Origin of the sequence: Phenylobacterium sp. (genome assembly GCF_031181185.1) — a bacterium.
GTDB lineage: Bacteria > Pseudomonadota > Alphaproteobacteria > Caulobacterales > Caulobacteraceae > Phenylobacterium.
The window spans coordinates 24,555-41,672 of record NZ_JAPSKZ010000009.1; the positions used below are offsets into that span (position 1 = coordinate 24,555).

Sequence of the window (17,118 nt, forward strand, 5' to 3'; positions counted from 1 at the left end):
TCTGCAACCTTTGCGCGCGCCTATTCAGTCCGGCTTTGGGTGCGCGCGATTCCGTGCTTAGGACACGGTCGGGCGTTTTGGGATGGGGAAATGGCGTCAGGCGTACAAGCCCGGGTTCTGATCCTGGCGCGCGACGATTCCGTGGCCGGTCCCCTCGCCGAGGGGCTGGACCGGCTCGGCTGGCGCACGGTGACAGCGCGCAGGCTCGCGAGCGCTGAGGTCGCGCTTTCCGACTTGCAAATCGAGGCCGCCATCGTGGACCTTTCCGGCTTCGGCGACGAAGGCCCGGAGATTGCCGGTCGTCTGAAGGCCGCGTGCGTCCCGCGGCGCATGCCCGTGGTGGCCATCGGCGCGCCGGATCCGTTCCTGAAGGACCTCGGCTTCGACCTCACCATCGCCCCGCCGTTGCACCCGGCGCAGGCGGCCATGCGGCTGGAAACCCTCGTCCGTACAGCGGTTTCCGAGGAAGAGTTCGAGTTGCGTCTGGACACCTTCGCTGAGCGCGGCCATGTGCTGGAGCTGCCGGCCGACGACCCGACGCCCTACCGCGTGCTCTGCATCGGCGAGCCCGCGCCCCAGTTCCTGGCGCTGTCCAACGCCCTGGCCCGCAACGGCGCCGAGGTGGTCGGCGCCTTCACGGCGTTCACCGCCTTCGACTTCCTGCATGAGCGGCCGTTCGACGCCGTGGTTCTGTGGGCCGGCGACAACGCCCAGGAGTCGCTCTCCATCGCCGCCGGCATGCGCCGAAACACTCGGCTCTACCACACGCCCGCCCTGCTCTATCTGCGCAGCGAGTCGTCCCTGACCAGCGCCGAGGCCTATCACCGCGGCATCACCGACGTGGCCACGCCCGAGACGCCCGAGAGCGAGACGGCCCGCCGCGTGGTCGAGCTGGCCCGCGCCTTCCGCCGCCAGAAGGCGGTGCGCGACGCTCTCGAGCAGGCCCGCCATTCGGGTCTGATGGACGCCGCCACCGGTCTCTTCACCCGCGACCTGTTCGCGGCCCATCTGGCCCGGCTTGCCCGCGCCTCCCGCGCCCGTAACCGGCCGCTCAGCGTCTGCGTCCTGAAGCTGGCCGACAAGCCCGAGCTGCGCGCGCCGCGGACCGGCGGCTGGGTTGCGCGCGCTGTGCCGCAGATCGGCTCCATGATCGGCCGGTTGGTTCGGGTGGAGGATACCGGCGCCCGGCTCGGCCCCGAGGTCTTCGCGCTCGCCCTGCCCGCCACGCCCCTGCACGCCGCCAAGGCGGCCGGGGAGCGAATCTCGGCGGTGATCGGCTGCACGGCCTTCGAGGCCGGCGACGGCAATCAGCCGTTCGTCGCAGAATTCGACATGGGCGCGGCCGAGGTCACCTCGCCTGACCAAGTCGTCCAGGCGCTGGAGAAGGCCGCGGCGGCGGCAGCGGGCCGGAAGGCCAGCTAAGCGGCCAGCTTCGCCAGTTCCGCGAGCACCTTCTCGGCGGCGTTCAGGCGCTGGACGGGCGTCTCCCACTCGCCCTTCACGACGACCTTGTGGTCGGGGCGGACTTTCCAGGCGACCTGGTTCTTGGCCACGAACTGGACGAGACCCATGGGGTTCGGGAAGTCGTCGTTGCGGAAGGTGACGACCGCGCCCTTCGGACCCACATCGATCTTGGCGACGTTGGCCTGGCGGCAGAGGCCCTTGATGGCGACGACCTTCAGGAGCTGGTCGGCTTCCGGCGGCAACGGCCCGAAGCGGTCGATCAGCTCGGCCGCCAGGGCTTCCCGGTCGTCCACCTTCTCGGCGTCCGAGATGCGGCGGTAGATCGCCAGCCGGACGTTCAGGTCCGGGATGTATTCCTCGGGCAGCAGCACGGCCGCGCCGGTGTTGATCTGCGGCGACCAGCCCCGGTCGACCACCAGACCTTCGGCGCCGGCGCGGGTCTTCAGCTCGTTGACCGCGTCCTCGAGCATCTGCTGGTACAGCTCGACGCCGATCTCGCGGATGTGACCCGATTGCTCCTCGCCCAGCAGGTTGCCGCCGCCGCGGATATCCAGGTCGTGGCTGGCCAGCTGGAAGCCGGCGCCGAGGTTGTCCAGAGACTGCAGCACCTTCAGTCGCTTCTCGGCCGACAGGGTCAGCTGCTTCTCGGCCGGAGTCGTCATGTAGGCGTAGGCGCGCGCCTTCGATCGGCCCACCCGCCCGCGCAACTGGTACAGCTGGGCCAGGCCGAACATGTCGGCGCGGTGGATGATCAGGGTGTTGGCCGTGGGGATGTCGAGACCGCTCTCCACGATCGTCGTCGACAGCAGCACATCGTACTGGCCGTCGTAGAAGGCGCTCATCACCTCCTCGAGCTGGGTCGGGCTCATCTGGCCGTGGCCCACGACGAACTTCACCTCGGGGACCTGCTCGCGCAGGAACCGCTCCAGCTCGGGTAGATCGTTGACACGCGGGGCGACGAAATAGGCCTGGCCGCCGCGGTACTTCTCGCGCAGCAGCGCCTCGCGGATGACGACCGGATCCCACGGCGTGATGTAGGTCCGCACCGCCAGGCGATCGACCGGCGGGGTCGCGATGATCGACATTTCCCGGATGCCCGACAGAGACATCTGCAGGGTCCGCGGAATGGGCGTAGCGGTCAGCGTCAGCATGTGCACGTCGGCCCGAAGCTCCTTGAGCTTCTCTTTATGCTTCACGCCGAAGTGCTGCTCCTCGTCGACGATCACCAAGCCCAGGTCTTTGAAGCTGACCTGCTTGGACAACACGGCGTGCGTGCCGACGATGATCTCGACCTCGCCCTTGGCCAAAGCCTCGCGGGTCTCTGCGGCCTCCTTGGCGGGCACGAGGCGCGACAGGCGGCGGACGCGCACCGGCCAGCCCTCGAAGCGCTCGACGAAGGTCTTGTAGTGTTGCCGCGCCAGGAGCGTCGTGGGCGCCACCACCGCGACCTGCTGGCCGCTCATCGCGACCACGAAGGCGGCCCGCAGCGCCACCTCGGTCTTGCCGAAGCCCACGTCGCCGCAGACCAGCCGATCCATCGGCTTGCCCGCCGACAGGTCCTCAAGCACGTCGGCGATGGCCGCCAGCTGGTCGTCGGTCTCCTCGTACGGGAAGCGCGCGCAGAACTCGTCGAAGACGCCGTGCGGCGGCTCCATGGCGTCGGTCTTCTTGGTGGCCCGTTCGGCGGCGATGCGGATGAGGCCATCGGCCATCTCCCGCAGCCGCTCCTTGGCCTTGGCCTTCCGCGCCTGCCAGGCCGCGCCGCCCAGGCGGTCCAGCTGCACGCCTTCGCCGTCCGCGCCGTAGCGGGTCAGGAGGTCGATGTTCTCGACCGGCAGGTACAGCTTGGCCTCGCCGCCGTACTGCAGTTCCAGGGTGTCGTGCGGCGCGCCCTGCACGTCGAGCGTCTTCAGGCCCGCGTACCGGCCGATGCCGTGGTCGATGTGGACGACGAGGTCGCCGGGGGTCAGCGCCGAGGCCTCGGCCAGGAAGTTGGCCGCGCGACGGCGTTTCCGCGGGCGGGCCAGCCGGTCGCCCAGGATGTCGGTCTCGGAAATGACCGCCAGGTTCTCGGTCTCGAAGCCGTGGTCGAGGGGCAGCACGACCCGCTGCGGCTTCTTCGGGTCGGCGGCCTTCGCCTGGTCCCAGTAGGCGGCGAATGGCAGGCTCTTCAGGCCATGATCGGCCAGCATGTGACCCAGCCGGTCGGACGAACCTTCCGACCACGAGGCGAACAGCACGCGCTTGCCGTCGGACGACAGCTTCTTGGCATGATCGACCGTCGCCTCGAACAGATTGACGCTGTCGAGCTTCCGTTCAGGCCCGAAGTCGCGGCCCTGACGCGCGCCCATGTCGATCACGACCTCGCCTTCCGCTTCCTGGAAGGCCGAGAACCGGCGCGTCGCGCGCTTGGCCAGCAGCTCGGACCACTCGTCCTTGTCCAGGTAGAGGCGCGTCGGCTCCAGCGGGTGGTAGTGCACCTTGCGCTCGGTCGCCGCTCGGCTCTCGTAGGCGTCGGCGATCATCTCCAGCCGCTCGTCGCGCGCGTCGCGCGACAGGTGGTCCAAGGCGATCAGGGCGTCTTTCGGCAGGTAGTCCAGCAGCGTGGCCATCTCGCCGTAGAACAGCGGCAGGTAATGCTCCATGCCGGCGCGGCGGCCGCCTTCCGAAATGGCGGCGTACAGCGGATCGTCGCCCGGCGCGCCGAAGCTCTCGAGGTAGCCGGTGCGGAAGCGGCTGATGGCGTCGGCGTCCAGCAGCGCCTCGCTCACCGGCAGCAGGGACACGTCCTTCAGCTGCTTGGTGGAACGCTGGGTCTCGGGATCGAAGGCGCGGATGCTCTCCAGCGTGTCGCCGAACAGGTCCAGGCGCACCGGCTCCTCGGCCGTCGGGGGGAAGACGTCGATGACCCCGCCGCGGATGGCGAACTCGCCCTTGTCCGAGACGGTCGAGGCGCGGCTGTAGCCGTTGACGGCGAAGTAGCGCTCGAGGTCGCCGATCTCGACGGAATTGCCGACTTTCGCCGAATAGCTCGCCCGCTTGACGAACTTCACCGGCGGCACCCGCTGCAGCAGCGCCGGGACCGAGGTCACCAGCAGGATCGGCTTCTTCTCGTCCAACCCCGCGGCCAGGCGCGAGAGTGTCGCCATCCGCTGAGCGGCCACGCCTGGCGACGGTCCGATCCGATCGTACGGCAGGCAATCCCAGGCCGGGAAGCTCAGGACCTCGACGTTCTCGGCGAAGAACCGGAAGGCGTCCACGAAGGCCGACAGTCGCGCGCCGTCCCGGGCGACGAACACCGACAGGCCCTTCCGCGCCTTGACCACATCGGCCATGACCAGGGCGTCGAAGCCTTCAGGCGCGCCCACCAGATCAAGGCGGCCGGGATCCTCCGCGACACGGCGCAGCTGGGCGGCGCTCACCGGACGCGATCCGTCAGCTGCCACCGTCCATCCCCTTCGCGTAAACTTCGTCCCGAAACGCCTTGAGACGGCTCATCAATTCGCCGTCGAACTCGGCGGGCGTCGGCTGCGTGCCGAGAATCCAGCCGTAGAGATCCTGGTCGGGCTGCTCCAGCAGCCGCTCGAACCAGTCCAGTTCTTCGGGCGAGAACGTGGAGACGTGCTTGTCCGCAAACGGCCCCAGAATGAGGTCCGCTTCCCGGAAACCGCGGCGCCAGGCCCGCAGCTTGAGCTTCTTCAGCCGTGCATCGTCATGGGTCATCAGGAGGTCGCGGATATAGAGGTCCCCTCGCTCCAGCGCCAGTAAGCTATGTTCGAAGAATGCGGCCGGAGATTCTGTTCCCGCTCTTCGCACCGGTGAGCACGCTGAAGGGCGTGGGGCCGCGCGTGGCGCCATTGCTCGAGCGCGTCGCCGGGCCGATCGTGCGCGACGTGGCGTTCCTGAAGCCGCACAGCCTCGTGCGCCGTACGCCCGCCGTCCTGTCGGCGGCCCGCGACGGCGAGATCATGACCTTCGAACTCATGATCGAAGAGCATCAGCGGCCGCGCGCGAACAGCCAGCCCTGGCGCATCCGCGCCTCGGACCCGACCGGCTGGATCACCCTCGTCTTCTTCGGCCGTTTCGCCGACGCGCTTGAGAAGCGCCACCCCGTCGGGGCCCGCCGGATCGTCTCGGGCAAGGTCAACGACGACAAGTTCGGCCGCCAGATGGTTCATCCGGACTACATGGCCGATCCCGATAAGGCCGAAGAGATCCCGGAGATCGAGCCGATCTATCCGGCGACCGAGGGCCTGCTGGCGCGGCGCGTGCGGACCTTCGTGCTGGAAGCCCTGGAGCGGGCGCCCGAGCTGCCGGAGTGGCAGGATCCGGCGTTCCTCGCGCGCGAGCGCTTCCCGGCTTGGCGCGAGGCCCTGGCGCGGATGCATTCGCCCGAGAGCGAGGCCGACCTCTCGCCGCTCAGCCCGCACCTGCGACGCCTGGCCTACGACGAGCTGCTGGCCCACCAGCTGGCGCTCGCCCAGCGCAAGGCCGCCCGCCGCCGCGAACCCGCTGCAAAGATCGCGCCCAGCGAGGTCGCCGCGCGGGTGCAGAGCGACCTGCCCTTCGCCTTCACGGGGGCCCAGAGCCGCGCTCTCGCCGACATCCGCGCTGACTTCGCCTCGGGCGAACGCATGAGCCGGCTGATCCAAGGGGACGTGGGCTCGGGCAAGACCGTGGTGGCCATGTGCGCCATGGCCGACGTGGCCGCGGGCGGCGGTCAGACGGCGCTGATGGCGCCGACCGAGATCCTCGCCCGGCAGCACTATGAAACCATCTCGGGCCCGCTGTCGGATCACGGCGTGGGCGTCGTGCTGCTGACCGGCCGCGACAAAGGCAAGGCGCGCGCCGAGAAGCTGATGCGCCTGGGGTCCGGCGAGGCCGCCGTGGCCGTGGGCACCCACGCGCTGTTCCAAGACGACGTCGCGTTCCAGAAGCTGCAGTTGGTGGTCATCGACGAGCAGCACCGCTTCGGCGTCGCCGAGCGCCAGCGGCTGCAGGCCAAGGGCGACGCCGTCCACCTGATGGCGATGTCGGCGACGCCGATCCCGCGGACGCTCGAGCTCACCGTCTACGGCGACCTGGACGTCAGTCGCATCGACGAAAAGCCGCCCGGCCGCACGCCCGTCGCCACCCGGGCGGTGCCGATGCCGCGGATGGGCGAGGTCGTGCAGCGGCTGCGCGACGTGGTGGCCGGCGGCGCCCAGGCCTTCTGGATCTGCCCCCTGGTCTCGGAGTCGGAGGTAAGCGACCTCGCCGCCGCCGAGATGCGGGCGCTCGCGCTGAAGAAGCTGCTGCCCAGCGTCGGCCTCGTCCACGGCAAGATGAGCGGGCCTGAGAAGGACGCCGTCATGGCCGACTTCGCCGACGGCAAACTGTCGGTGCTGGTGGCCACGACGGTCGTGGAAGTCGGCGTGAACGTGCCGAACGCCACCATCATGGTCATCGAACAGGCCGAGCGCTTCGGCCTCGCCCAGCTGCACCAGTTGCGCGGACGCGTGGGCCGCGGCGCCCGCGAGAGCGCCTGCGTGCTGCTGTACGACCCGCCGCTGTCCGAGACCGCGCAGCAGCGCCTCGACATCCTGCGGCGCACGGACGACGGCTTCCTCATCGCCGAGAAGGACCTGGAGCTTCGCGGCGGCGGCGATGCGCTGGGTCTCCGCCAGTCGGGCTTCCCCGATTACGTATTCGCCGACCCGTTTGCGCATCGGGACCTGATCGCCACCGCGGGGGACGACGCCCGCCTGATCGTCAGCCGCGACGCCGAGCTCGCCAGCGCCCGCGGCAAGGCATTGCAGATCCTGCAGGAGCTGTTCGACTGGAAGGCCGGCCTGGCGCTACGGGACGCGGGATAGGAAAGTTTGAGGGGTTTCGCCGCCCGCGTCCGTCTTCCAGCCGCCGCGGCCGCATCGGCCGCCTAGTCGGGAGACCCACAATGAAGTTCCTTTGCCTTGTTTACCTCGCCCCCGGCGGCTTGGATGGTCTGAGCCCCGCGGAGCGCGACGCCCTGGACCGCGACTCCCTGGCGTATGACCAACAGCTGGCGCGCGACGGCCACTTCATCGCCGCCTCGGCGCTGCAGCCGGTCGACACCGCTCGCACGCTGCGCAATCGTGGCGGCCGTCGCCAGATCATCGACGGACCGTTCGCCGAGACCAAGGAGGTCCTGGTGGGCTTCATCTTCGTCGAGGCCGCCCACATGGACGAAGCGCTGCGCCTGGCCGCGGGTATTCCGATGGCCCGCCATGCGACCATCGAAGTGCGCCCAGAGCTGGAGATCTAGACCCGCACCATCCGCTTGCCGCGGTTCTCGCCGTGCAGGAGGCCGACGAGGGCCTGGGGCAGGTTCTCCAGGCCGTCGATGACGTCCTCCTGCACCTTGAGCTGGCCCGACGCCACCCAGCTCTGCAGGTCGGCCAGCGCCTGGGTGCGCTTGTCGTCGAAGTCCGAAACGATGAAGCCGCGCAGGCTGAGCCGCTTGGTGACGATCAGGCCCGGCACGCCGCGCGGCCCGTGCCGCGGCGCCTCGCCGTCGTACTGGGAGACGGCGCCGCAACAGGCGATCCGCCCGAAAGTCTTCATGCCGAACAGGCACGCTTCGAAGACGTCGCCGCCCACGTTGTCGAAGTAGACGTCGATGCCGTCCGGACACGCCTCGCGCAGCTGTTTCTTGAAGTCGGCGGCCTTGTAGTCGACGGCCGCGTCGAACCCGAGTTCGTCCGTCAGCCAACGCCCCTTCTCGGCTCCGCCGGCCACGCCGACGGCGCGGCAGCCCTTGATCTTGGCGATCTGCCCGACGATCGAGCCCACCGAGCCGGCGGCGGCCGAGACCACGACCGTCTCGCCCGCCTCGGGTCGGCCGCATTCCAGAAGGCCGAAATAGGCGGTCAGGCCCGCCACGCCATAGACGCTGAGCAGGTGCGTCAGCGGCTCCATCCGCGGCAGCTTGGTCAGCCGCTTGCCCGGCAGCGCGGCATAGTCCTGCCAACCCGTGTCTGCGAACACCAGGTCGCCCACGGCCAGCTCGGGCGTCTTGGACTCCACCACCTCGGCCAACGCGCCGCCCGCCATCACCTGGCCGGCGTTGAGGGCCGAGCGATAGGTCGCCCCCTGCATCCAGGCGCGGTTGGCCGCGTCCAGCGAGACGTAGCGCGTCCGCACCACCACCTCGCCCTCGCCGGCTCGCGGCCGCTCGCCCGCGACCAGGCGGAAATGGGCGGGGCTCCGAGAGCCGTGCGGCAGTTCGGCCAGCACGATCTGGCGGTTGGTCTCGGGCATGGTCGCGCCTTTCTCGTCTTGTTGTCTCACCGTGCCAGGAAAGAGGCCAGGCGCCCTTTCGCGTCGGCCTCCAGGTCGGCGTAGAACAGGTTGAAGCCGGGCGCCTTGCGCCGCTCGGCCCAAGATCCGGTCTTCTTCAGCGACGCCGACTTCGGCCGGCTCACCAGCAGCACGCCGCCTTCGCAGCGGGCCGATACCTGGCGGGCCAGGAACGCCGGCCGCGCCCCCCACTCCAGCCCGGTGGCGTTCGCCGCTCCCTGGTGCAGGCGCGCCGGCGCGGGTCTGTCGGTCACCGCCCCTAGGACGGGGTTGAAGCACAGGGCCGGTCGGGGCCGCAGGTTCACCAGCTCGCCGCGCTCATCCCAGATCAGCGCCCGGTCCAGCTTGCGCTTGGCCGCGTCGAACTCACCGTCGTACGCCCGAACCCAGGCCGCCAGGCAGCCGGTCTGGCCGGGCTCGACGCACGGCGGGATCGGCGGCCGGTCGGCCGGCGCTACAGTGTCCACCAGATAGGCCGCCACCAGCCGGCTGCTCAGCGTCGGATCGCGGGCGACCTCCTGCTCCAGGAGGCGCAGGCCCAGGGTGCCGCCCTGCTCCACGCCCACCACGTAGAATGGCCGGCCGCCATTGTGGCGCTGGACATAGGTGCGGAACGCCTCCTGCACGTCGCCGTAGGCGAAGCGGCGCGCCTCCCGTGCGTCCTCGCGCAGGGTCAGCAGGCTGTAGAGGCTGGCCTGCCGGTACTTGGGCGCATAGACGCGGCCAACGCTGACGAACGGCCCCACGTAGTTCGGGGCCACGGCCTCGCGGAAGTGCTCGGCGGCGTGTGGATTGTCCAGCGGCGCGTTCCAGTGCTCGCCGCCGTCGTAGGTCGTGGGTGAGATGAAGAAGACGTCGGCCTGGGGCCCGCCTTGGCTGCGCGGCAGGAGCCACCAGGCCGCGCTGCGCGAATAGTCCGGTCCGGGCGGCGGCTTGTAGGTCTGGAACGGCGCCTTGGGGTCGAGCGCGGTCTGCTGCAGGTCGCCCCAGAACACGCCCACCGCCACGCCCACCAGCAGCACGGCGCCCAGTAACAGCGCGGTGAGCCACCTGCGTCGGCGCGGCTGGGCCTCGGTCATGTCAGCGATACGGATCGGGCTGGCTGAGGTAGCGGCCGACGTAGTCGCCGATGCCCTCCTCCAGCGACGTCATCCGGCCCGGGTAGCCGGCCTCGAACAGCCGGTCCATGCGCGCCTCGGTGAAGTACTGATACTTGTCCCGGATCGCCGGCGGCATCGGCGTGTATTCGATCTGGGCGTTCTTGCCGGCCGCTTCGAAGACGTTCCGGGCCATGTCCTCGAAGGTGCGGGCCGCACCCGATCCCAGATTGAAGATCCCGCTCACCTGTGGGCTGTCCAGCAGCCAGCGGGCGACGTTCGCCGCGTCGCGCACATAGACGAAGTCGCGCTTCTGCCCGCCGTCGGGCACGTCGGCCCGGTAGCTCTTGAAGAGTTGCACCGAGTGGCCCTCGCGCACCTTCGGCCAGATCTGGGCCGCCACGGACTTCATCGAGTGCTTGTGCTCCTCGTTGGGCCCATAGACGTTGAAGAACTTCAGCCCGACCCACTGCGGCGGCGCGTAGTCCCGGTTCGCCTGACGTACGGCGAACAGGTCGAACAGCGCCTTGGACCAGCCGTAGGTGTTTAGGGGCCGGAGCCTGGCCAGCGCCTCGTAGTCGTTGTCGTCCTCGAAGCCGTGCTCGCCCCCGCCGTATGTGGCCGCCGAGCTCGCATAGATCAGCCGCCGCTGCCGGTCCGCGCACCAGCGGAACAGGTCGCGGCTGAGGGTGAAGTTCGCGTGGATGATTTTGTCGGCGTCCGGCTCCGTCGTGGAGCTGATGGCGCCCATGTGGACGACCATCTCGACGTCGCGCCAGCGCTTCTCCAGCCAGTCGAACATGTCCTCGGGCGCGACGAAGTCGCCGATCGGATGCTTGGCGATGTTGCGCCACTTGCCGAGCTCGGCCTCGCGCAACCGGTCGCAGACCACCACGTCCAGGCCGCGGTCCTCGGCGAGCTTGGCGGCGATGTTCGAGCCGATGAAGCCCGCGCCGCCGGTCACGAAGACGATCCTGCGGGTCATGACGGTTCTTTCTTCATGCGGGCGATGGCGGCGGTCGTGGAATAGCCGTCGACCAGGGCCGCCAGCTTCACCTCGCCGCCCCAGGATCTCACCTGTTCGGCGCCCACCACCTGGTCCTCGGAATAGTCCGCGCCCTTGACCAGCACGTCGGGCTGCGCCGCCTCGATCAGCTTCAGCGGCGTGAGCTCCTCGAACGGCGCGACCAGGTCGACGCTCTGCAGGCCGGCGAGCACCAGGGCGCGGCTCTCCAGGTCATTCACCGGGCGGCCCTCGCCCTTCAGCGCCTTCACCGAGGCGTCGGAATTCAGCCCCACGATCAGCCGGTCGCACCAGGCCTTCGCCTGGGTCAGGTAGGCGACGTGCCCGCGGTGGAGGACGTCGAAGCAGCCGTTGGTGAAGCCCACCCGCAGGCCCTGGGCGCGCCAGCGGGCGACCTCCTCCACCATGCGCTGCGGCGTGGCGATTTTGGCCTCGGCGGGCGCCATGTGGGCTGTCAGCACCGCCTCCACCAGCTCTTCGGGGCCCACCGTCGCGGTGCCGGCCTTGCCCACCGCCACACCCGAGGCGAGCTGGGCGAAGGCGATTGCGGTCTCCAGATCCGCCTGCGCGGCGAGAGCCAGGCCCAGGGCCGCCAGGGCAGTGTCGCCAGCCCCGGAGGCGTCGAACACCTCGCGCGCGACGGTCGGGAAGTGCCGCACAGGCTCGCCCCGCAGCGCCAGCGCAACACCTTTGCCGCCGCGGGTGACCAGCACGCCCTTCGCCGGCCAGAGCTCCAGCGCCCGGGTCAGGGCGGCCTCCACCTGGGCGTCGGTTTCCGCCGGCAGGTCCGTGGCGTGGGACAGCTCGGCGGCGTTCGGCTTCACGAGGTCGATGTCGCCATAGCGGGCGAAAGAACGGGCCTTGGAGTCCACCACGACCTTGGCGCCCGTCTCGGCGGCCACCTCACGGCAGGCGGCGATGACGGCGTCGGTCACCACGCCCTTGCCGTAGTCCGACAGCAGGATCACGCCCGCGCCCTGGGCGGCGTCCTTGATGGTGCGCACGAGATGCTGCTCGCACTCGCCCATGACCGGCCGGCTCTCTTCGAGGTCGACGCGCAGCAGTTGCTGGCCGCCCGACACGAAGCGGGTCTTCAGGGTGGTGGGCCGGCTGGCGTCGGTGACGAGATAGCCTTCGATCGCCGTTTCCTGCCCGACCAGCTCGGACGCCTGATGCCCTTCTGCGTCGCCGCCGACCAGGCCGACCAGAGCCACCGAGCCGCCCAGCGCAGCCACATTGCGGGCGACGTTCCCCGCCGCGCCCAGCATGACGATTTCGTGGCTGCGGGCCATCACGGGGATCGGCGCCTCGGGCGAGATGCGGCTCACGCGCCCGTAGACGAAACGGTCCACCATCAGGTCGCCCACGCAGGCGACCCGCTTGCCCGGGACGTCGCCCAGGAGATGCTGGAGAGCGGCCAGATCCATGGCGTTCAGGGTGTGCGGCGCGTTGGCGGCAGGGTCAAGCCGCGCGGCTGACCTCGTGCAGCGCCTTCAGCTGGCGCAGCAGACCCTCGGCGGCGTCCAACGGCAGGGCGCTGGGCCCGTCGCACAGGGCCTTGTTGGGGTCCGGGTGGAACTCCAGAAACACTCCGTCCGCCCCCGAGACGACGGCGGCTTTGGCGATCACCGCCACGCCCTCGCGCCGTCCGCCGGTGGACGCGCCGCCGGTCCGCGGGTCGGCCCCCGGCAGCTGTACGGCGTGCGTCGCGTCGATGGTGACGGGACAGCCAAGCTTCTTCATCTCGCCGATGCCCAGCATGTCGACCACGAGGTTGTTGTAGCCGAACGACGAGCCGCGCTCGCAGAGGATGGTGATATCGGCGCCGCCCACGGCTTCCTTCACCTTCGAGACGATGTTCTTGGCGTCCCACGGCGCCAGGAACTGCCCCTTCTTGACGTGCAGCAGGCCGCCCGTCGCGTGGATCGCCCGGGCCGACGCCACGACCAGATCGGTCTGGCGGCACAGGAAGGCCGGGATCTGCAGGAGGTCGACGACCTGCGCCAGCGGCTCGGCCTGGTCCGGCTCGTGGATGTCGGTGGCAATCGGGACATTCAGCGCGTCCTTGACCGCCTGCAGGGTCTTCAATCCGGCTTCGAGACCAGGACCCCGATAGCTCGAGATCGAGGAACGGTTCGCCTTGTCGAAGCTCGCCTTGAACACATAGGGCAGGCCGAGCCGGCCGCAGACGTCCTTCAGATGGCGGCCCACCGAAAGCGCCAGCGCCTCGTCCTCCAGCACGTTGAGACCGGCGATCACGGTCAGCGGCTGGTCGTCGCCGATAGCGAGGTTCCAGCGATCGAGCTTCAGGACGGCCATAACGTCTCCTTCCGGCGGCGGGCGCGCCTAAGTCGCGCGAGCCGTCGCCGATCGCAAGCCCCGGCGGCCTGGGCCCTACAGCCGCGCCGATTCGCACCTACCTGTGGATCGGTGTTATCTTGACTATGACGCTCAAGGGGGAAGCGACCATGAGCCTGGATCGGACGATGCAGGATCTCGACGGTGCGCCCGCCGCCTTCAAGGCGGCCGTACGCATCATCGCCCGCAACTGGCAGGCGGGCGTTCTCGTCTTCGAACTTCCGGATGGACGCGAGGTCCGCACGAACGGCGCATCGCCGGGGCGCGAGGGGCGCCTCGTCGTCCGCGACTACCGGTTCATGAACCGGGTGCTGGCCTCCGGCGACATCGGCTTCGCCGAAGGCTACATGGCCGGCGAGTGGGATACGCCCGATCTCTCGACCCTGCTGGAGGTCCTGGCGCTGAACTTCAACAACATGCACCGCGTGGCCACCGGCAATCCGCTGATGTCGGCGCTGCACTACCTGAGCCACCTGCTGCGGCCGAACACCCGCGCCGGCTCGAGGCGAAACATCCACGCCCATTACGACCTCGGCAACGCCTTCTACTCGCGCTGGCTGGACCCGACGATGACCTACTCGTCGGCGCGCTTCGAGAAACCAGGCGAGGCGCTCTCCGAGGCCCAGAAGCGGAAATATCGGACCCTCGCCGAGAGCATGGAGCTGAAGCCGGGGCAGCACGTCCTCGAGATCGGCTGCGGCTGGGGCGGCTTCGCCGAGTACGCCGCGCGCGAGGTCGGCGCTCGGGTGACGGGCATCACCATCTCGGAAGAGCAGTATCGCTTCGCCAAGGAGCGCATGTTCAAGCAGGGCCTGGCCGACCGGGCCGACATCCGGCTGGTCGACTACCGCGACGTGGACGGCCAGTTCGACCGCGTCGCCTCCATCGAAATGTTCGAGGCGGTCGGCGAGCGCTACTGGCCCACCTACTTCGGCAAGATCCGCGAGAGCCTGGCGCCGGGCGGCCGCGCCGGCCTGCAGATCATCACCATCCGCGACGAGCTGTTCGATCGCTACCGCCGCCGCGCAGACTTCATCCAGCGGTACATCTTCCCAGGCGGCATGCTGCCGTCCGAGGCGCGCTTGAAGGCCGAGACCGAGCGTGCGGGCCTCTCGTGGGCTGGGGTCAGCCGGTTCGGCCAGCACTATGCCGACACGCTCGCCGAGTGGGCGCGGCGCTTCGAAGGCGCCTGGGACGACATTCGGCGCCTCGGCTTTGACGAGCGGTTCCGCAAGCTCTGGAAGTTCTATCTCTCTTACTGCGAAGCGGGGTTCCGGACGGCGCGGACCGACGTCGTTCAGCTCAGCTTGGCCCGGACTTAAGGCTTTCTGGCCTGTTGCAACGCGTGCGCCTTGCCTAAGTAGCGGCCATGCAAGTCGCCAACAGCGTCCTGGACGCCATCGGGAACACGCCGCTCCTGCGCCTGCGCCGCGCCAGCGAGATCACCGGCTGCGAAATCCTCGCCAAGGCCGAGTTCATGAACCCCGGCCAGTCCGTGAAGGACCGCGCCGCCCTCTGGATCGTCCGTGACGCCGAACAGAAGAGGTTGCTGCGGCCCGGCGGCCGTATCGTCGAGGGCACGGCGGGCAACACCGGCATCGGCCTGGCCATGGTCGGCAAGGCCCTGGGCTATCAGTGCACCATCGTCATCCCACGCACCCAGAGCCAGGAGAAAAAGGACGCCATTCGCCTTTACGGCGCCGAACTGGTGGAGGTGGACGCCGTCCCCTACGCCAACGAGAACAACTATGTGAAATATTCCGGTCGCTTGGCTGCGGAACTTAACGCGAAGGAGCCCGCCGGCGCGGTCTGGGCGAACCAGTTCGACAACGTCGCCAACCGGCAGGCCCACGTCCACGGCACCGGCCCTGAGATCTGGCGCCAGACCGACGGTAAGGTGGACGGCTTCATCTGCGCGGTCGGTTCGGGCGGCACCCTGGCCGGCGTGGCTGAGGTCCTGCGCGCCCATAAGCCCGACGTGGTGATCGGCCTCGCCGACCCGCACGGGGCGGCGCTCTACAACTACTACACGGACGGCGAACTGAAGGCCGAGGGCGGCTCGATCAGCGAGGGCATCGGCCAGGGTCGCATCACGGCCAACCTGGAAGGCCTGAAGATCGACCGCGCCTATCGCATCTCGGACGAGGAGATGCTGCTGGCCATCTACGATCTCGTGGAGTTCGAAGGCCTGGTGATGGGCGGCTCCACCGGCATCAACGTCGCCGGCGCGATCCGCCTGGCCAAGGACCTCGGGCCCGGCCACACCATCGTCACCGTGCTGTGCGACCACGGCCAGCGGTACCAGTCCAAGATCTTCAACCCCGAGTTCCTGCGGGAGAAGGGCCTGCCCTGCCCGCCCTGGCTGGAGTAGCGGCGCCCATGGACCCGATGGTCTCGACCGACTGGCTGGAAGCGCATCTCTACGACGCCGACCTGCGCGTGGTGGACGCCACCCTGCCCTTGGTGGGCCAACCAGGGCACGGTCGCGACACCTACGAGGTGGCGCACATTCCGGGCGCAGTGTTCTTCGACATCAATGCCGTCGCCGACCGCTCGACCGATCTGCCGCACATGTTGCCGGCGCCCGAAGCCTTCGCGAAGGCGGCCGGCGAGCTGGGGCTCGGCCGCGACGCCACGATCGTCGTCTACGACGCCCACGGGCTCTACTCGGCCCCTCGCGTGTGGTGGACACTCCGGACCATGGGCTACCCGCGCGTCTTCGTCTTGGACGGGGGCCTGCGGAAGTGGCGCGCCGAGGGCCGCGTCGTCACCAGCGAAGCCGCCCAGCCAGCCCCCACGGCTGCGGACACGGCGTTCCGTCCCGAGTTGGTCCGCGACCTCGTGCAGGTCCAGGCGCACCTCCAGGCCGGCGACGCCCAGTTGCTGGACGCCCGCTCGACCACCCGCTTCCGCGGTCAGGCGCCGGAACCCCGCGCCGGCCTCCGCTCGGGCCATATGCCCGGCGCTCTGAACCTGCCCTTCGACGAGGTAGTGAACCCCGACGGCACGCTGAAGTCCGAGGGCGAGCTGCGCCCCCTGTTCGAGGACGTCGGCATCGACCTTTCCCGCGCCATCGTCACGACCTGCGGCTCGGGCGTCACCGCCGCGGTCCTGGCCCTGGCGCTCGCCCGGCTGGGCCGCGACGATGTTGCGGTCTACGATGGCTCGTGGACGGAATGGGGCGGGCGCCCCGACACCGCCGTCGTCACTGGAGCCTGATCCATAGACTTCCGCCAAGCGCGTCCTGCCGACCTCGCCGACCTGCCCCGCATCGAGCGCTCCGCCGCCCAGGCCTTCCAGGGCCGCGACGTGCCGGCGTTCCTTCTCACCCACGCTTCCTCCGCTGAGGCCTGGCGGCCGCAGCTGGCCGCCGGCACGCTCTGGGTTGCGGAGGTGGACGGCCGCGTCATCGCCTTCGTCGCCGCCAGCGCCGACGGCGATCGCCTGCACATCGACGAGGTGGATGTCGAGCAGGGCCATCAGGGCCGCGGTGTCGGCCGGGGCCTGATCGCCCATGTGATCGCCTGGGCTCGCGACCACGGCTTCGCCCGGGTCAGCCTCACGACCTTCCGGAACGTGCCGTGGAACGGCCCCTTCTACGCCTCGCTGGGCTTCGTCGAGGACGATCGGCTGCCGGCGCTGCAGACGATCCTGCAGGCCGAGGCGGCGAAGGGCCTCTCCGACCGCTGCGCCATGGTGCTGACGCTCTAGCTAGCGGATCGGCGGCGCGTACATCAGGCCGGGCTTGGGCGCGGTCCAGAGCGCGTTCAGGCCGCGGTCGAGCTTCAGCGCCGAGTCGGCGCCCAGGTCCCGCCGAAAGATCTCGTGATACGCGCCGACCTGCCGGATCGCCTGGTA

14 protein-coding genes are annotated in these 17,118 nt (G+C 69.6%); 7 read left to right on the top strand and 7 right to left on the bottom strand.

What is annotated here, in order from left to right; all coding sequences use genetic code 11:
- Nucleotides 1-90: 90 nt before the first annotated feature.
- The gene (locus RIF93_RS02125) at nt 91-1,422 is read left to right on the top strand and encodes a diguanylate cyclase domain-containing protein (protein ID WP_309087983.1); all 1,332 of its coding nucleotides are present in this window, start codon (nt 91-93) and stop codon (nt 1,420-1,422) included.
- Here the strand turns inward: RIF93_RS02125 and mfd are convergent.
- Together mfd and RIF93_RS02135 are read right to left on the bottom strand one after the other, a co-directional pair.
- Nucleotides 1,419-4,871 (bottom strand): transcription-repair coupling factor, encoded by a 3,453-nt coding sequence (mfd, locus tag RIF93_RS02130; RefSeq protein WP_309088005.1) that lies wholly within the window; start codon nt 4,869-4,871, stop codon nt 1,419-1,421. The genes RIF93_RS02125 and mfd overlap by 4 nt on opposite strands.
- Before the next feature lie 28 nt (nt 4,872-4,899).
- Entirely contained in the window at nt 4,900-5,187 is a 288-nt protein-coding gene (locus RIF93_RS02135) for a succinate dehydrogenase assembly factor 2 (protein ID WP_309087985.1), read from the bottom strand.
- A gap of 59 nt (nt 5,188-5,246) precedes the next feature.
- Here RIF93_RS02135 and recG point away from each other — a divergent pair, with 59 nt between their 5' ends.
- Together recG and RIF93_RS02145 are read left to right on the top strand one after the other, a co-directional pair.
- Nucleotides 5,247-7,319, top strand: a complete 2,073-nt coding sequence (gene recG / locus RIF93_RS02140; protein ID WP_309087987.1) for an ATP-dependent DNA helicase RecG — start codon at nt 5,247-5,249, stop codon at nt 7,317-7,319.
- An 80-nt stretch (nt 7,320-7,399) separates the two neighbouring features.
- Complete coding sequence (locus tag RIF93_RS02145; RefSeq protein WP_309087988.1) at nt 7,400-7,747, top strand: YciI family protein; 348 nt, start codon at nt 7,400-7,402, stop codon at nt 7,745-7,747.
- Here RIF93_RS02145 and RIF93_RS02150 read toward each other — a convergent pair.
- From RIF93_RS02150 to kdsA, 5 genes are read right to left on the bottom strand one after another with little or no spacing between them, the layout of a single operon-like run.
- A complete protein-coding gene (locus tag RIF93_RS02150; protein WP_309087990.1) occupies nt 7,744-8,742 on the bottom strand; it encodes an NADP-dependent oxidoreductase in 999 nt (332 codons plus the stop codon). The two genes, RIF93_RS02145 and RIF93_RS02150, sit on opposite strands and share 4 nt — an antisense overlap.
- Nucleotides 8,743-8,768: 26 nt before the next feature.
- Nucleotides 8,769-9,860: a DUF3089 domain-containing protein gene (locus tag RIF93_RS02155; RefSeq protein WP_309087992.1), complete on the bottom strand. Its 1,092-nt coding sequence runs from the start codon at nt 9,858-9,860 to the stop codon at nt 8,769-8,771.
- Nucleotide 9,861: 1 nt separating this feature from the next.
- Nucleotides 9,862-10,863 (bottom strand): ADP-glyceromanno-heptose 6-epimerase, encoded by a 1,002-nt coding sequence (gene rfaD / locus RIF93_RS02160; protein ID WP_309087994.1) that lies wholly within the window; start codon nt 10,861-10,863, stop codon nt 9,862-9,864.
- On the bottom strand, nt 10,860-12,329 hold the full coding sequence (gene rfaE2, locus RIF93_RS02165; protein ID WP_309087996.1) for a D-glycero-beta-D-manno-heptose 1-phosphate adenylyltransferase: 1,470 nt from the start codon (nt 12,327-12,329) through the stop codon (nt 10,860-10,862). Before rfaE2 ends, rfaD begins: the two co-directional genes overlap by 4 nt.
- Nucleotides 12,330-12,363: 34 nt before the next feature.
- A complete protein-coding gene (kdsA, locus tag RIF93_RS02170; RefSeq protein WP_309087998.1) occupies nt 12,364-13,221 on the bottom strand; it encodes a 3-deoxy-8-phosphooctulonate synthase in 858 nt (285 codons plus the stop codon).
- A gap of 149 nt (nt 13,222-13,370) precedes the next feature.
- On the opposite strand from kdsA, the gene RIF93_RS02175 reads away from it, so the two are divergent.
- The 4 genes from RIF93_RS02175 to RIF93_RS02190 are packed head-to-tail and all read left to right on the top strand — an operon-like array spanning nt 13,371 to nt 16,971.
- Complete coding sequence (locus tag RIF93_RS02175) at nt 13,371-14,582, top strand: cyclopropane-fatty-acyl-phospholipid synthase family protein (RefSeq protein ID WP_309088000.1); 1,212 nt, start codon at nt 13,371-13,373, stop codon at nt 14,580-14,582.
- Nucleotides 14,583-14,629: 47 nt separating this feature from the next.
- A complete protein-coding gene (locus RIF93_RS02180) occupies nt 14,630-15,631 on the top strand; it encodes a cysteine synthase A (protein ID WP_309088001.1) in 1,002 nt (333 codons plus the stop codon).
- Between the two features lie 8 nt (nt 15,632-15,639).
- Nucleotides 15,640-16,479: a 3-mercaptopyruvate sulfurtransferase gene (gene sseA, locus RIF93_RS02185; RefSeq protein ID WP_309088003.1), complete on the top strand. Its 840-nt coding sequence runs from the start codon at nt 15,640-15,642 to the stop codon at nt 16,477-16,479.
- 42 nt (nt 16,480-16,521) lie between these two features.
- Nucleotides 16,522-16,971 carry a GNAT family N-acetyltransferase gene (locus RIF93_RS02190; RefSeq protein WP_375163817.1) on the top strand — a complete coding sequence of 150 codons (450 nt, stop codon included), beginning with the start codon at nt 16,522-16,524 and terminating at the stop codon, nt 16,969-16,971.
- Nucleotides 16,972-17,118: the final 147 nt, after the last annotated feature.

Coding starts and splice junctions, on each gene's coding strand:
- RIF93_RS02125 (WP_309087983.1), top strand. CDS start 91: ATGGCGTCAGGCGTACAAGCCCGGGTTCTGATCCTGGCGCGCGACGAT.
- RIF93_RS02135 (WP_309087985.1), bottom strand. CDS start 5,187: ATGACCCATGACGATGCACGGCTGAAGAAGCTCAAGCTGCGGGCCTGG.
- recG (WP_309087987.1), top strand. CDS start 5,247: ATGCGGCCGGAGATTCTGTTCCCGCTCTTCGCACCGGTGAGCACGCTG.
- RIF93_RS02145 (WP_309087988.1), top strand. CDS start 7,400: ATGAAGTTCCTTTGCCTTGTTTACCTCGCCCCCGGCGGCTTGGATGGT.
- RIF93_RS02150 (WP_309087990.1), bottom strand. CDS start 8,742: ATGCCCGAGACCAACCGCCAGATCGTGCTGGCCGAACTGCCGCACGGC.
- RIF93_RS02155 (WP_309087992.1), bottom strand. CDS start 9,860: ATGACCGAGGCCCAGCCGCGCCGACGCAGGTGGCTCACCGCGCTGTTA.
- rfaD (WP_309087994.1), bottom strand. CDS start 10,863: ATGACCCGCAGGATCGTCTTCGTGACCGGCGGCGCGGGCTTCATCGGC.
- rfaE2 (WP_309087996.1), bottom strand. CDS start 12,329: ATGGATCTGGCCGCTCTCCAGCATCTCCTGGGCGACGTCCCGGGCAAG.
- kdsA (WP_309087998.1), bottom strand. CDS start 13,221: ATGGCCGTCCTGAAGCTCGATCGCTGGAACCTCGCTATCGGCGACGAC.
- RIF93_RS02175 (WP_309088000.1), top strand. CDS start 13,371: ATGAGCCTGGATCGGACGATGCAGGATCTCGACGGTGCGCCCGCCGCC.
- RIF93_RS02180 (WP_309088001.1), top strand. CDS start 14,630: ATGCAAGTCGCCAACAGCGTCCTGGACGCCATCGGGAACACGCCGCTC.
- sseA (WP_309088003.1), top strand. CDS start 15,640: ATGGACCCGATGGTCTCGACCGACTGGCTGGAAGCGCATCTCTACGAC.